We start from the raw sequence: 14,508 nt of genomic DNA on the forward strand, positions 1-14,508 counted from the left end.
GGCGGTCTGCTCGGCGGGGGCGCTCACGGCGGCGGGTGCGGTCTGCACGGGCGCGGTCTGCACCGGGACGGTCTGCACCGGGGCGGCGGCGGGCACGCTCGGCGCCGCGTCGGCGGCCGGGCGGGTCGAGCGCTGCGGCACGGCCGCCTGGTGCTCGCGGATCGCGGCGAGCAGGTCCACCTTGCGCATGCGGCCGGTGCCGCTGATGCCGAGCTCCGCGGCCAGGGCCTGCAGCTGGGGCAGGCGCAGGGCGGAGAGGCTGCCGGTGCGGCGGGGCGCGGGCGCGTCGGCGTCGCCGCCGGTGGTGGCGCCGCCAGGGGCAGCGATGTCGGTGGTGTCGGTCACGAAGGTCCTTCCCCCTCGTCCAGCGACTGGCCAGTCAGAGTGGGCACGGTCGCGATGACTGCCCGGAACGGGCAGGAACTTGGTCCACGGACGCGCTGAGGGGCGCGAAGCACTCGTGGAGGCGCACCGTGCGGCGAGGAGAGCATGCGCAGAAGGGGAACGCGACCCCGCCGGTGAGGTGCTGGCACGATCGTAACACCACGGTGCTCCAGAGCGTTCCCGCTCCCTCGAACGGCTCCGCGGCGCGTCGCCCCACCGGGGCGCCGCGCGCTCAGGCGCCGGGGGTCCAGCTCACGCCGTGCTCGGCCACCGGCAGGGCCAGCACCTGCCAGCCGCCGTGGGCCGCGGCCACCTCCTGCACCTCCGCCACGCGCGCGGCGGGCACCAGCACCAGCGCGCTCGGGCCCGCGCCGGAGACGACGGCGGCCAGGCCGCGGGCGCGCAGCAGGCGCAGCAGGGCCGCGGTGCGCGGCATCGCCGGGCCGCGCTGGTCCTGGTGCAGCCGGTCCACCGTGGCGTCCACCAGCAGCTCCGGGGCGCTGGTCAGCGCGTGCACGAGCAGGCCCGCGCGGCCGGCGGTCAGCGCCGCGTCCGCGTGCGGCACCGTGGCGGGCAGCAGCGCCCGCGCGCGCGAGGTGGCCAGCTCCTCCGCGGGCACGCACACGACGGCGCGCACCTCGGGGTGCACGGGCAGGCGCACCGAGCGCACCGCCTCCGGGTGCGTGGGGTCGTCCCCGCGCGTCCAGGCGATGGTGAAGCCGCCGAAGACGGCCGGGGCGGCGTTGTCCGGGTGCCCCTCGCGGCGGCTGGACTCCAGCAGCAGCCGCTCGCGCGCCTCGTGCCCCGCCGCGCCCGGCAGGCCGGCGGCCTGGGCCAGCCCCTCCGCCACGGCCAGGCCCGCCACGATCGCGGAGGCGGACGAGCCGAGCCCGCGGCCCTGTGGGATCGCGTTGCGGCACACCAGCTCCAGTCCCTCGACGGCGCAGCCGGCGGCGGCCAGGGCCTCCAGCGCGACCCGCGCCACCAGGTGGCGGGCGTCGCCGGGCAGGCGGCCGGCGCCCTGGCCCTCCACGTGCACCCGCACGCCGCCGGGCACCACGCGCGCGCGCACCTCGTCGTGCAGGTCCAGCGCCAGGCCGAAGGCGTCGAAGCCGGGGCCGAGGTTGGCGCTGGTGGCGGGCACGCGCACGGTCGTCGCCGTGCCGGCGGGCAGCTCGGCCGACGTCGCCCGGGTGGCCGCCGGGGTGCCGGGGGCAGCGCTCACGTCCGCTCCCGCCTCAGACGTCGAGGTCCAGGGCCCGCGCGATGGTGACCGCGTCGGGCTGCACGCGCACGGGCTCCACGGCGCGGCGCGCTCCGTCCGCGCCCGTGCCGCCGGCCAGCTCCAGCGCCCACTGCGGGTCCTTCAGGCCGTGGCCGGTGACCGTGATGACGATGGTCTGGCCCTCCTCGACCTCGCCCGCCTCGCACGCGGCGAGCAGGCCGGCCACGCCGGCGGCGGAGGCGGGCTCGACGAAGACGCCCTCCCTGGAGGACAGCCAGCGGTGGGCGGCGAGGATCTGCTCGTCGGTGACCGCGTCGATGCGCCCGCGGGAGTCGTCGCGCGCGGTCGTCGCCCCGCTCCAGGAGGCGGGGTGCCCGATGCGGATCGCGGTCGCGATCGTCTCGGGCTCGTCGACCGGGTGGCCCGCCACCAGCGGCGCCGCGCCGGCGGCCTGGAAGCCCCACATGCGGGGCCGCTTCGTCGCCACGCCGTCGGCTGCGTACTCGCAGTAGCCCTTCCAGTACGCGGTGATGTTGCCGGCGTTGCCGACGGGCAGCGCGTGGATGTCCGGCGCGTCGCCGAGCACGTCGACGACCTCGAAGGCGCCGGTCTTCTGCCCCTCGATGCGGTAGGGGTTCACGGAGTTCACCAGCTCGACCGGGTACGCCTCGGCGAGCTTGCGGGCCTGGGTGAGGCAGTCGTCGAAGTTGCCGTCGACCTGCAGCAGCGTGGCGCCGTGGGCCACCGCCTGCGACAGCTTGCCCATGGCGATCTTGCCGTCCGGCACGAGCACCGCGCAGCGGATGCCGGCGGCGGTGGCGTAGGCCGCCGCCGAGGCGGAGGTGTTGCCGGTGGAGGCGCAGACGACGACCTCGGCGCCGGCCTCCTTGGCCTTGCTCATCGCCACCGTCATGCCGCGGTCCTTGAAGGACGCGGTGGGGTTGCAGCCCTCGACCTTGAGGTAGACGCGCCCGCGGGCGCGCTCGGACAGGTGCCGGGCGTGCACCAGCGGCGTGCCGCCCTCGCCCAGGGTCACCACGGGGGTGCTCTCGCTGACCGGCAGGCGGCCGCGGTACTCCTCGATCAGGCCCCGCCACACGTGCGCCATCAGGCGACGCCCCCCTTCGCGTCGACGCCCTCCACGCGCAGCACGCCCGCCACCGAGTCCACGATCTCCAGGTCCTCCAGCTCGTCCACCGTCGCCGCCAGCGCCGCGTCCGGCGCGCTGTGGGTCACCACGACGAGCACCGCGCGCCCGCCGCCGGGCCCGGCCTGCTCCTGCCGCTGCTGCACGGCCTCGATCGAGACGCCGTGGGCGGCGAACACGCCCGCCACCTGGGCCAGCACGCCCGGCTTGTCCGCCACGTCCAGGCGGACGTGGTAGCGGGTCACGGTCTCGTCCATGGGCAGCACGGGCAGGTCGGCGTAGGCCGACTCCCCCGGGCCGCGCCCGCCGGCCACGCGGTGCCGGGCCACGGCCACCACGTCGCCGAGCACGGCGCTGGCGGTGGGCTGGCCGCCCGCGCCCGGGCCGTAGAACATCAGCTCACCGGCGGCCTCGGCCTCCACGAACACCGCGTTGAACGCCCCGCGCACCCCGGCGAGCTGGTGCCCGCGCGGCAGCATCGCGGGGTGCACGCGCACCGAGACGGCGTCCTCGCCGCCGGGACCGGTGCTGCGCTCGGCGATGGCCAGCAGCTTCACCACGCAGCCCTGCGCCTGCGCGGCGCGCACGTCGGCGGCCGAGACCCCGGTGATGCCCTCGCGGTGCACCTCGTCCAGGCCCACGCGGGTGTGGAAGGCCAGGGAGGCCAGGATCGCGGCCTTGGCGGCGGCGTCGAAGCCCTCCACGTCGGCGGTCGGGTCGGCCTCGGCGTAGCCCAGCGACTGGGCCTGCTCCACGGCCTCGGCGAAGCCCATGCCGGTGCTGTCCATCTGGTCCAGCACGTAGTTGGTGGTGCCGTTGACGATGCCGAGCACGCGGGTGACGCGGTCGCCGGCCAGGGACTCGCGCAGCGGCCGCAGCAGCGGGATGGCGCCGGCCACGGAGGCCTCGTAGTAGAGGTCGACGCCGTGCTTGGCGGCCGCCTCGTACAGCGCCGGGCCGTCCTCGGCCAGCAGCGCCTTGTTGGCCGTCACCACGGAGGCGCCGTGCTCGATCGCCCGCAGCATCAGCGAGCGGGCCGGCTCGATGCCGCCGATGACCTCCACGACGACGTCGGCGCGGGCGACGAGGCCCTCCGCGTCGGTGGTGAACAGCGAGGGGTCCACCGGCAGGCCGCGGTCGCGGCCCAGGCGGCGCACCGCGATGCCGGTCAGCTCCAGGGGCGCGCCCACGCGGGCGGCGAGCTCGTCGGCCTGCGTCGTCAGCAGCCGGGCCACCTCGGTGCCGACCACCCCGCACCCGAGCAACGCGACCTTCACCGGCTCCACCGCAGCTGTCCCTCCACCGTCCCGATCACCTCGGCCCCCGCGGGGCAGAGGACACCTTCTCAGACCGCGCGGCCCGCGCGCGCCGCGCGCCCGTCACCCCGCGTCGAGCGCCAGCAGGTCCTCCGGGGTCTCGCGGCGCACCAGCACGCGCGAGGAGCCGTCGCGCACGGACACCACGGCCGGGCGCGCGACCTGGTTGTAGTTGCTGGCCATGCTGCGCCCGTACGCCCCGGTGCCGGGCACCGCGAGCAGGTCGCCGGCGCGGGCGTCGCCGGGCAGGAACTCGTCCTTGACGACGACGTCGCCGCTCTCGCAGTGCTTGCCGACCACGCGGGAGAGCACCCCGGTCGCGTCGGAGGCGCGCGAGGCGAGCGTGGCGGAGTAGTCCGCGTCGTACAGGGCGGTGCGGATGTTGTCGCTCATGCCGCCGTCCACGGACACGTAGCGACGGCGCACGCCGGCGTCCAGCTGGACGTCCTTGGTGGTGCCCACGGTGTACAGCGTGAAGGTGCTCGGCGCGGCGATGGCGCGGCCGGGCTCGACGGAGATGCGCGGCACCGCGATGCCCTGCACGAGGCACTCGCGCGCCACGATCTCGGCCAGCCGCCCGGCGATCTCGGTGGGCGCCAGCGGGTCGTGCTCGGAGGTGTAGGCCACGCCGAAGCCGCCGCCGAGGTCCATCTCCGGCAGCGTCACGCCGTGCTCGCGCTCGACGGTGCGGTGCAGGCCCAGCAGGCGGCGGGCGGAGACCTCGAAGCCGCCCATGTCGAAGATCTGCGAGCCGATGTGGCTGTGCAGGCCGGTCAGGCGCAGCTCGGGGCGGGTGAGGACCTGCGCCACGGCGGCCTCGGCGGCCCCGGAGGCCAGCGACAGGCCGAACTTCTGGTCCTCGTGGGCGGTGGCGATGTAGGAGTGCGTGTGCGCCTCCACCCCGACGGTCACGCGCAGCATGACGGGCGCGACGACGCCCAGGGAGCGGGCGACGTCGGCGACGGTGTCGACCTCCTGGAGGTTGTCCACGACGATGCGCCCGACGCCGGCGCGCAGCGCCTTCTCGATCTCCCCCCGCGACTTGTTGTTGCCGTGCAGCACGACCCGCTCGCCGGGCACCCCGCCGCGCAGGCCCAGCTCGAGCTCGCCGGAGGAGGCGGCGTCCAGGCCCAGGCCGTCCTGGGCGAGCCAGCGCGCCACGCCGGTGGCGATGAACGCCTTGCACGCGTAGTAGACGTCCGCCCCGCCGCACAGGTCGGCGAAGGCGTCGGCGAAGGCGTCGCGGAACGCCGTGGCGCGGGTGCGGAAGTCCAGCTCGTCCACCACGTACAGCGGGGTGCCGTGCTCGGCGGCGAGGTCCTGCACGCTCACCCCGCCCACGCGCACGGCGCCGTCGGCGCCGCGCTCGACGGTGCGCGCCCACAGCTGCGGCAGCAGCTCGTTGACGTCGGCCGGCGGGCGCAGCCACGCGGGCACGTAGGCGATGGAGGAGGAACCCGGCGAGTGCAGCTGGCCGGCCTCGTGCGAGCGCGCCACTACATGCGCTCCGGGGCGCCGACGCCCAGCAGGCCCAGGCCGTTGGCCAGCACCTGGCGGGTGGCGTCGTTCACCCACAGGCGGGTGCGGTGCACGTCGGTGACCTCCTCGCCGGCGCGGGGGGTGACCCGGCAGGCGTCGTAGAACTTGTGGAACCGGCCCGCCAGCTCCTCCAGGTACCGGGCCAGGCGGTGCGGCTCGCGCAGCTCGCCGGCGCGGGCGACGACGGAGGGGAACTCCGCCAGGGCCGCCAGCAGCAGCGACTCCGTCTCGTCGGTCAGCAGCGCGGGGTCGAAGGCGTCCTCGCGGCGCACCCCGGCGGCCGCGGCGTTCACGGCGACGTTCGCGGTGCGCGCGTGCGCGTACTGCACGTAGTAGACGGGGTTGTCGTTGCTGCGCTTGACGAGCAGGTCCAGGTCGACGTCGATGGGGGTGTCCACCGAGGAGCGCACCAGGGAGTAGCGGGCGGCGTCCACGCCCACCTGCTCGACGAGGTCCTCCAGCGTCACCACGGTGCCGGCGCGCTTGCTCATCCGGACGGGCGTGCCGTCCTTGACGAGGTTGACCATCTGCCCGATGAGGATCTCGAGGTTGCGCCCCGGCTCGTCGCCGAACGCCGCGCACATCGCCATCATCCGGCCGACGTAGCCGTGGTGGTCCGCGCCGAGCATGAGCACGCAGCGGTCGAAACCGCGCTCGCGCTTGTCCAGGTAGTAGGCCAGGTCGCCGGAGATGTACGCCGGCTGCCCGTCGCTCTTGACGACGACGCGGTCCTTGTCGTCGCCGAAGTCGCTGGTGCGCAGCCAGGTCGCGCCGTCGGCCTCGTAGACGCGGCCCAGCTCGCGCAGGCGCGCCACCGCGCGCTCCACCGCGCCGGAGGCGTGCAGGGAGTCCTCGTGGAAGTAGACGTCGAACTCGACGCCGAAGCCCGCCAGGGACTCCTTGATCTCGGCGAACATCAGCTCGACGCCCTCGCGGCGGAACGTCTCCTGCTGCTGCTCGCGCGGCTGCTGCGGCAGCCCGGGCACGCGCGCGAGGACCTGCTGGGCGATCTCGCCGATGTAGGCGCCGCCGTAGCCGTCCTCGGGGGTGGGCTCGCCGTGCGCGGCGGCCAGCAGCGAGCGCGCGAAGCGGTCGATCTGCGCGCCGTGGTCGTTGAAGTAGTACTCGCGGGTCACCTCGGCGCCGGCGGCGGTGAGGATGCGCGCGAGGGAGTCGCCCACAGCGGCCCAGCGGGTGCCGCCCAGGTGGATCGGGCCGGTGGGGTTGGCGGAGACGAACTCGAGGTTCACCTTCTCGCCGGTGGGCTCGGCGGCGGTGCCGTAGGCGGCGCCGGCCTCGACGATCGAGCGGGCCAGCTCACCGGCCGCGGCGGCGTCGAGGGTGACGTTGAGGAACCCGGGGCCGGCGATGTCGACGGCCTTGACGCCGGGCACCCGCACCAGCCGCTCCTGCACGAGCGCGGCGACCTCGCGCGGCGCGCGACCGGCCCGCTTGGCCAGCTGGAGGGCGACGCTGGTCGCCCAGTCGCCGTGGTCGCGGTTCTTGGGGCGCTCCACGCGGACCTCGGCCGGGACGTCGGCGGGGTCGAGGGACAGCTCACCGGCCTGCACGGCCGACATCAGAGCGTCCCGCAGGGCGGTGGAGAGCTCGGCGGGGGTCACGGGGCACAAGCCTACCCGCGGGGACCCACCCCTCCGGGCGCGCGCCGGCGGGCCCCCGCTGGTCCGGCGCGCCCGCGGACGCTGGTACGGTTGATCCTGCTCGAGCCCCCGTAGCTCAGCGGATAGAGCATCGGCCTCCGGAGCCGTGTGCGCAGGTTCGAGTCCTGCCGGGGGCACCTCTCCCCTCCAGCGCCTCGCGGCGCTCCCCCGCCCCGGCGACCGTGAGCACCCCGGTACCGGTCCCCGCGGGCACCACCACCCCTCGCCCTGCCGCCGCGGCAGCCCGGCAGGGTCCTGACGAGCCCGGGCGCCGCGCGCGCCCGCGCGAGCCCGCGTCGCGCAGGATCGGGCGGTACCCACCGCACCGGTGCCGCGGCCAGCCCGCGCGCCGCCCACGAGAGGCCCGCCGATGAGCACGCCCACGACCGAGCAGCGGTTCACCGCCCTCGGGGACGAGTCGTTCGTCTCGCTGACCACCCACCGCCGCTCCGGCGAGCCGGTCGCCACCGCGGTGTGGGTGGCCCGCGACGGCGACGCCCTCGTCGTGGTCACCCCCGCGCACAGCGCCAAGGTCAAGCGCGTGCGCAACGACCCGCGCGTGGAGCTGGTGCCCTGCGACCGCGCCGGCCGGGTGCGCGCGGGCGCCGAGCCGGTCGCCGGCAGCGCCGAGGTGCTCACCGGCGCCGACGCGGCGCCGGGCGCGGAGCTGGTGCGGCGGCAGTACCGCTTCGAGCACCGGGTGGTCCGCTTCGTCGAGCGGGTGGTGCGCCGCCGCGAGGTCGAGCGCGTGGTCCTGCGGATCGTGCCGCGCACCGCGCAGGGCTGAGCCCGCGGGGCCGGGCGGCCCGGTGCCCCGACGGCGCGGTTCAGGCGGCGCCGGGCACCGGCTGCACGCCCTCCCGGCGGCCCTGCGCCGGCAGGCTGGCCGCCAGGAACCGGCACGCCGCCTCGAAGCGCTCGGTGATGAGCAGCACCGGCACCCCGCCGGCGGAGACGGTGTAGGTGCGCCGGCAGGTGCCCTCGGCGGGCGAGACGCGCGCGTCGACGACCTCGCGGTAGGTCTCCAGCCGGTGCGCGCGCAGCAGCCGGCCGATCGTCTCGGTGCCGCGGGCGAGGTCCTCGCGGAACGCCGGTGGCAGCGCGGCGGTGGACACCAGCGTCTCGGCCCGCACGTAGCGGGTGCCGGTGCGCTCGCCGACCAGCTGCACGGTGCGCAGCTCCACCGGCGCGCCGGCGGGCAGGCGCAGGTGCGCCGCGGCGGGCCCGGGCGCCGCGAGGCGGTGCCGGGCGGTGCCGCCGAGCACGATCCGCTCGCCGACCGCGTGGGCGAGGATCGCGGTCACGGTGCCGTCGGTGGTCATCACCATGCGGCCCACCGGGGTCAGCGCCGCCAGCTCCTCGCCGGGGTGCTCGGCGTCGCCCTCGGGGTGCGCAGCGGTGTGCTCCATCCGGCCCGTCCTCTCCGCGGTCCGCCGCGGCGGCGGCGGGGGGTGGGACCAGTCTGCGCAGCCGCGCGCGCCGGTGCGGGGTGCCCGGCAGGCCCCCGCCGGAAGACGTCCGGTTCCCGCCAGCGGGCGGGGCGGGCCCGCCCGGACCGGTTCAGGGGCGCGCCGGCAGCGGGGGGTCGAAGGTCTCCGGCAGGGCGCGCAGCGCCCGGGCCATGGCCGCCTCGCCGTCGAACTGGAAGCCGAGCTGGGTGGCGTAGGCCGCGCACGCGGCGACCTTGGCCTCCAGCTCCCCCTCCCACGGCCGGCGGGGGGCGCCGGCGGGCGCGTCGGCGCCGGGGCGCAGCACGTACGGGGTGTCCGCCCAGCGGGCCAGCGGCAGGTGCCGCCGGTGCGCGAGCGCGTCGAGGGCGGCGCGCACGTGGCGGTGGTCGACGTGGTCGCCGAGGGCCTGCGGGCCCAGCAGCAGGTCCACGGCGCCGGCGAACCGCTCCTCCAGGACCTCCTCGACGGCGTCCTCGACCGCGCGCGGGCCGTCCTCGTCGCCGGCGACGACGGGCCCGAAGAGCGCGGCGGCGCTGGTGTAGCCGCGGTGCGGGGCCTCCAGCAGCGGCAGGTGGTGCCCGCGCACGCCCAGGGCCGCCATGGCGGCCTCGTCCTCGGCGCGGCGCAGCGCCATGTAGTCCACGTCCGGCGCCAGGCCCTTGTCGGTCTGGCAGGCCAGCGCGAAGCCCGTGGGCCGGGCCACGCTCCCGGTGTGGACGGTGACCACCAGCACGTCCGCGCCGGCGGCGGCCAGGCCCGCCAGCAGCCCGCCGGCGGAGAACGCGGCGTCGTCCAGGTGCGGGGAGACCGCCAGCACCCGCGCCGCCCCGGGCGGCGGGGTCGGCGCGGCGGGCGCGGTGCTCACAGCAGGTGCGGGGCGGACAGGAACCGGCACCCGGCGGCCGGTTCGGCGGGCTCGACGCCGCGGCCGGCGCTGGTGTGCCGCCGCCCGGGCGGCAGCGCGGTCCACGAGGTGTCCGGGGCGGTGCCGGCGAGGCGGTCGTAGACCTCCTCCACGCGCCCGGTCAGCGCCGACCAGGACCACACCGCGCGCACCTCCGCCAGCGCCTGCTGCGCCAGCTCCGGGCCCAGGGCGGGGTCGTCCAGCAGCCGCTCCAGCGCGGCGGTCAGGCCCGCGACGTCGCCGACGTCGTGCAGCAGGCCGTTCTCGCCGTCGCGCACGCAGTCCACGACGCCGACGGTGCGGGTGGTCACCACGGGCAGCCCGGCGGCCATGGCCTCCAGGATCGTGTTGGAGAAGCCCTCCGACTGCGTCGGGGAGACGAACACGTCGCCCTCGCGGTAGACGCCGGGGGCGGCCTCGTGGGGGGTGTACCCGCGCTGCTCGACGGCCCCGCCCAGGCCGAGCTCGGCGACGAGGTCGGCCACGGCGGTGACGTCGGGGCCGATGCCGGAGACGAGCAGGCGCACGTCGCGGCCCCGGGCGCGCAGCGCGGCCAGGGCGTGCAGCAGGTCCAGCACGCCCTTGCGGCGGTCCACGCGGCCGTGGAAGAGCAGCGTGACCGGGCGTTCGGCGGGCAGGGCGCCGACGGCGCCCTCGTCGGCCGGGGTGAACGCGCCGGTGTCGGTGGCGCCGCCGACGAGGGTGAAGCGCCCCGGGTCGGTGCCGTGGTGCGAGGTGACCTCGTCGGCGAAGGAGCGCGAGCCGATGAGGACGGCGCCGGCGCGGTCCAGCACGGTGCGGATGGCGGCGGAGTGCTCCGGGCAGCACAGGCCCACCCAGTGCCCGTCGCCGCCCTGCACGCTGACCACCGAGGGCAGCCCGAGCTGGGCGGAGGCCTGCAGCACGGCCTCGCCGGTGGGCCAGGCGTACTGCGCGTGCAGCAGGTCGAAGGGCTGCTCCTCGTGCAGGCGCAGGACGGTGTCGCGCATCGCGGCGACGTCGGCGGCGAAGTCGGCGGGCAGGCCCTCGGCGACGCGCTGCTCGCCCAGCGCCTCCAGCCCGACCGCGCGCACCCCCGCGGGCACGCGGTCCGCGGGCGGCGGGCCGCCGCCGTAGACGGCGCTGCCGGCCGGGTCGCCGCGGAACTGCGAGACGAGGACGACCTCGTGCCCGCGGGCGGTCAGCTCGCCCAGGAGCTTCTCGGCGTACACGCTCATCCCGGACACCGCCGGCCAGTAGCGGCGGCTGACGAAGCAGATCCTCACGCGTCCCACCCCTGCCGCAGGGCGACGGCGGCGGCGTGCAGGGCGGGTTCGCGGTACAGCGGGTACAGCTCGCCCAGCACGCGGTCGATCGCGGCGCGGTCCAGCCACACCGGCCCGCCCAGGCGCTCGCGGGCGCCGTCGGTCAGGTGCACGGGCGCGGCACCGCCGGGCACGCCGGGCCCCCCGGGCGCGCCCAGGCCGACGATGCCGTGCAGGCCGGTGCGCCCGTCGCCGCGGGCGAGCAGGTCCGCCGCGCCGCGCTCGCCGATGCGGCCGTAGCTCATGATCTCCACCTCCAGGCCGGGCACGACGACGCGGGCGACGGACACCCCGGAGCCGGGCTCCGAGCAGTCGAGCACGAGGACGTCGAAGCCGCGCTCGCGCAGCAGCCCGGTGAGGTGCGCGGCCAGCGCCTCCTGCTCGTCGGCGCCGGGCGGCGCGGACCAGGTGGGCAGGGAGTCGAACCGGACGCGGCTGCGCTCGGCGAGCACCACCGGCTCCAGCAGGGCGCGCAGCTGCGCGGCGTCCGCGCGCAGCCAGCGCAGCATCCCGCGCAGCGCCCGCTCCTCCTGGGTGGCCGGGTCGGCGGCGTAGCGCTGCAGGTACCCCGGCGGGCTGATGGCGGCCACCGCCTCCAGCGAGCCGTGGGTGAAGGCCTTGCGCGAGCGGGCGGCGGCGAACTCCAGCACCGCCTTGCGCAGCGCGACCTCGCGGTCGGGGTGGGCGGCCTCGCCGGCGGCGGTGACCATCACCGGCTGCAGCGGGTCGTCGTCGGCGCCGACGACGGTGACGTTGACGACCCCCCACCAGTCGTTGGCCAGCTTGGGCACGACCGTCACGCCCTGCGCGCGCAGCTTCGCCAGCGCCTCGCGGGTGGCGGGGTCGGCCACCTGCTCGTCGCCGGGGCCGAGGTCGAGCACGACGCCGGTGTCCATCGCGCGGAAGCGGGTGCCGTTGCCGTCGCGCTGCAGCAGCTCGCCGATGCCGTGGGCGACGGCGCGGTGCAGGGAGTCGCCGGCGCCCAGGCCGTTGCCGTGCCGGGTGACCAGCCGGGGCAGGTCGTCGACCATGCCCGGCGGCAGCTCGTCGGCGTCGCGCAGCACGACGTCGGCGGGCGCCCACACGCGCTCGCCGGTGCCCCAGCGCTGCAGCGGCAGCCAGTTCAGCACCGCGCCGGGCGAGTACGGGGCGCCGGCGTCCAGGCACAGCGCCGGCGGGTCGAGCACGGCGTCCGCGCCGAGCTCACCGACCAGCTGCGCGCGCGTGCCGCGGCGGTGCTCCAGGGTGGCGACCCGTTCGCGCAGCAGGCCCAGCTCGGCGGACTCGCCCCAGCTGGAGCGGCGCGCGTCGGCGTCGGTGGCCCCGTAGCCGTGCCCGATGGCCGCCGAGGCGCTGGGCCCGACGGCGGCGATCGTCCACCACGACGGCAGCCCGACGGCGTCCAGGCGGTACGTGGGGAACTCGTAGCGGTCCCGGCTGCCCAGGACGTCGCGGAACCGGGTGGTGGCCGTGTGCTCGGCGGCGGTGTCGACGGGGTGGTCGACGACCAGGGGGCGGGAGGTGGGGGCGCTCACGCGAGCACCGCCGCGGCCGGGGCCAGCACGTCCATCGGCACCGGCGCCGCCGACGGCGGGTGGGTGAGCATGTGGTCCACCAGGGCGAGCACGTGGCGCGTGGTGACGCCGGTGGCGAACTCGAAGGGGCTGAAGACCGTCTCGAACTCCAGCGCGCCGACGGTCTCGCGCATGCGCCGCAGCTCCGCTCGCGAGAGCGGGATCTGCGCGTGGAACGCCTTGTGGGCGCTGAGCGCGGCGGGGCTGCCGTCGGGGTTCAGGTCGATCTTCAGGGAGTCCCCGCAGAACAGCAGCCCGCGGCCGGCGTCGTGCAGGACGCTGTGGCCGGGGAAGTGCCCGCCGGTGCGGTGCATCGAGGTGCCGGGCGCGAGCTCCAGGACCTCGTCGGCCGGCCAGGTGACGCGGAACGCCTTGGTCCACACCAGGTCCTCGACGCCGACGGCGAGCACCGGCGGGTCCAGCTCGTCCTGCAGCTGCCACAGGCCCCCGAAGCCGTGCACGTGGCTGGAGGCCAGCACCCGCAGCCCGCCGCGGCGGCGCAGCTCGGCCAGCGCCGCGGCGCTGTACCAGGGGGCGGCCTCGAAGCCCAGCAGGCCGTCGGCGGTCTCCAGCACCCAGCCGTGCGAGCCCAGGCCGACGACGGGGTCGCACCAGAACTCGGTGACCCCGGGCACCGCCTGGCGCCAGGACGTCTCCACGAGGGCGTCGACCTCGCGCTCGGTGCGGAACGCGAAACCCTCCTCGGGCAGCTCGTTGCGCACGTCCGCGCACACCGGGCACTGCGGCGGCGGCGTGTGCGCGAACCAGCGCTGCCAGTGCCCGCAGTTCGTGCACGAGTAGGCGCGGTGGCTGCGGTGCGCCCGGGTGGGCAGCGGGGCGAGCTCGCCCGCGCGCACGCCGCGCAGCTCGTGGGAGTCGTTCGGGCCGGTCATCGCTCAGGCCTCCTGCGCGGTCAGGACGGGGTCGGGGCGGGTGCCGGGCACCCCGGCGCCGAGGGCGCCGTGCAGCAGGTGCAGCAGGCGCAGGTCGCGCGCCAGCGGGAACGGCCAGCGCGCCGGGTCCGCCAGGGCCCGCTCCACCGCGCGCACCTGCGCGGCGAACGGCGAGGTCGCGGTGTCGAACTCCACGGGCGAGGACTCCCCCGTGGCGGCGTCGAGCAGTTCCAGGGTGCCGCCGGCGGTCTGGCCCATGGTGTTCGTCGCGACGAGCTGACCGCGGGTGCCGACGACCTCCAGGCGCCGGCGCGGCAGGGTCTCCACGGTGTTGAAGGAGTTCGCGATGCTCACCAGCACGCCGGAACCGGTGCTGCCGACGAGCACCGAACCGTCGTCGACGGCGTAGTCGTGCACCCGGTGCTGCAGGTGGGTGGTGGCGACCTCGACGTCCTCGCCGAGCAGGGCGCCCACCAGGTCCAGGCCGTGCGGGGCGAGGTCCACGTAGGCCCCGCCCCCGGCGCGCACCGGGTCCACCCGCCAGTTGTCGCCGGTCGTGCTGCCCGGCGGCGCCCAGCCCGGCGGCAGCCAGCAGCCGTAGACGATCCGCACGCTCGTCACGGTGCCCAGGGCGCCCTCGGCGAGCAGCTCGGCGATGCGCCGGTGGGCGGGGTGGAACCGCTGGTCGAACGCGGTGGCGGCGAGCACGCCGGCCTCCTCGCAGGCCTGCACCAGGGCGGCGGCGTCGTCCAGGGTCGCCGCCAGGGGCTTCTCGCACAGCACGGCCAGCCCGGCGGCGGCTGCGGCGGCGGCGACCTCGCGGTGGGCGTGGTTCGGGGTGGCGACGTAGGCCGCGCGCGCTCCGGGCTCGCGGAACGCGGTGGCGAGGTCGTCGTGGGCGGCGGCGCCCGGGAAGCGCTGCGCGAGGGCGCGCGCGGCGGCGAGGTCGCGGTCGACGACGGCGACGACGCGGCTGGTGGGCGAGGCGGCCAGGGCCGGGGCCATGTGGTCGCGCGCCACCCAGCCGGCGCCGGCGATCACCCACCCGGTGGTGGCGTCGTCAGCGGGGTCGCGGGGATCGGTCACGGTTCTCCGTCGGCTCGAGGAGGC

The 14,508-nt window shown here is 77.1% G+C and carries 13 protein-coding genes and 1 tRNA gene; 2 read left to right on the forward strand and 12 right to left on the reverse strand.

From position 1 onward, the window contains the following. From GTR00_RS23470 to argS, 6 genes are all read right to left on the reverse strand, one after another. A partial coding sequence (locus tag GTR00_RS23470) for a Rho termination factor N-terminal domain-containing protein (RefSeq protein WP_323132196.1) occupies nucleotides 1–345 on the reverse strand: 345 nt, incomplete at its 3' end. A 271-nt stretch (nucleotides 346–616) separates the two neighbouring features. Further along, nucleotides 617–1,609, reverse strand: coding sequence for a homoserine kinase (gene thrB, locus GTR00_RS04040; protein ID WP_166610358.1), 993 nt, complete (start codon nucleotides 1,607–1,609; stop codon nucleotides 617–619). Between the two features lie 13 nt (nucleotides 1,610–1,622). Further along, complete coding sequence (thrC, locus tag GTR00_RS04045) at nucleotides 1,623–2,717, reverse strand: threonine synthase (protein WP_166610359.1); 1,095 nt, start codon at nucleotides 2,715–2,717, stop codon at nucleotides 1,623–1,625. Further along, on the reverse strand, nucleotides 2,717–4,042 hold the full coding sequence (locus tag GTR00_RS04050; RefSeq protein WP_166610360.1) for a homoserine dehydrogenase: 1,326 nt from the start codon (nucleotides 4,040–4,042) through the stop codon (nucleotides 2,717–2,719). The genes thrC and GTR00_RS04050 overlap by 1 nt, the downstream gene beginning before the upstream one ends. A 93-nt stretch (nucleotides 4,043–4,135) precedes the next feature. Continuing rightward, nucleotides 4,136–5,569 carry a diaminopimelate decarboxylase gene (gene lysA, locus GTR00_RS04055; protein ID WP_323132198.1) on the reverse strand — a complete coding sequence of 478 codons (1,434 nt, stop codon included), beginning with the start codon at nucleotides 5,567–5,569 and terminating at the stop codon, nucleotides 4,136–4,138. Next, a complete protein-coding gene (gene argS / locus GTR00_RS04060; RefSeq protein ID WP_166610361.1) occupies nucleotides 5,569–7,233 on the reverse strand; it encodes an arginine--tRNA ligase in 1,665 nt (554 codons plus the stop codon). The genes lysA and argS overlap by 1 nt, the downstream gene beginning before the upstream one ends. Before the next feature lie 104 nt (nucleotides 7,234–7,337). Between argS and GTR00_RS04065 the strand changes: the two genes are divergently transcribed. Both GTR00_RS04065 and GTR00_RS04070 read left to right on the forward strand, forming a co-directional pair. Further along, a tRNA-Arg gene (locus GTR00_RS04065) sits at nucleotides 7,338–7,409 on the forward strand. A gap of 233 nt (nucleotides 7,410–7,642) precedes the next feature. After that, entirely contained in the window at nucleotides 7,643–8,059 is a 417-nt protein-coding gene (locus tag GTR00_RS04070) for a PPOX class F420-dependent oxidoreductase (protein ID WP_166610362.1), read from the forward strand. A 40-nt stretch (nucleotides 8,060–8,099) separates the two neighbouring features. Here GTR00_RS04070 and GTR00_RS04075 read toward each other — a convergent pair whose 3' ends face one another. The 6 genes from GTR00_RS04075 to GTR00_RS04100 form a co-directional block, all read right to left on the reverse strand. Further along, a complete protein-coding gene (locus GTR00_RS04075; RefSeq protein WP_166610363.1) occupies nucleotides 8,100–8,681 on the reverse strand; it encodes a chorismate--pyruvate lyase family protein in 582 nt (193 codons plus the stop codon). A gap of 151 nt (nucleotides 8,682–8,832) precedes the next feature. After that, nucleotides 8,833–9,588 (reverse strand): PIG-L deacetylase family protein, encoded by a 756-nt coding sequence (locus tag GTR00_RS04080; protein WP_166610364.1) that lies wholly within the window; start codon nucleotides 9,586–9,588, stop codon nucleotides 8,833–8,835. Then, nucleotides 9,585–10,892 (reverse strand): glycosyltransferase family 4 protein, encoded by a 1,308-nt coding sequence (locus GTR00_RS04085; protein WP_166610365.1) that lies wholly within the window; start codon nucleotides 10,890–10,892, stop codon nucleotides 9,585–9,587. Before GTR00_RS04085 ends, GTR00_RS04080 begins: the two co-directional genes overlap by 4 nt. Further along, nucleotides 10,889–12,466, reverse strand: a complete 1,578-nt coding sequence (locus GTR00_RS04090) for a YcaO-like family protein (RefSeq protein WP_166610366.1) — start codon at nucleotides 12,464–12,466, stop codon at nucleotides 10,889–10,891. The genes GTR00_RS04085 and GTR00_RS04090 overlap by 4 nt, the downstream gene beginning before the upstream one ends. Next, on the reverse strand, nucleotides 12,463–13,398 hold the full coding sequence (locus GTR00_RS04095; protein WP_166610367.1) for an MBL fold metallo-hydrolase: 936 nt from the start codon (nucleotides 13,396–13,398) through the stop codon (nucleotides 12,463–12,465). The genes GTR00_RS04090 and GTR00_RS04095 overlap by 4 nt, the downstream gene beginning before the upstream one ends. A gap of 3 nt (nucleotides 13,399–13,401) precedes the next feature. Further along, entirely contained in the window at nucleotides 13,402–14,484 is a 1,083-nt protein-coding gene (locus GTR00_RS04100; RefSeq protein WP_323132199.1) for a Gfo/Idh/MocA family protein, read from the reverse strand. Between the last annotated feature and the right edge of the window lie 24 nt (nucleotides 14,485–14,508).

It is taken from the genome of Kineococcus indalonis (assembly GCF_009906395.1).
In the GTDB taxonomy this organism is placed as follows: Bacteria; Actinomycetota; Actinomycetes; order Actinomycetales; family Kineococcaceae; genus Kineococcus; species Kineococcus indalonis.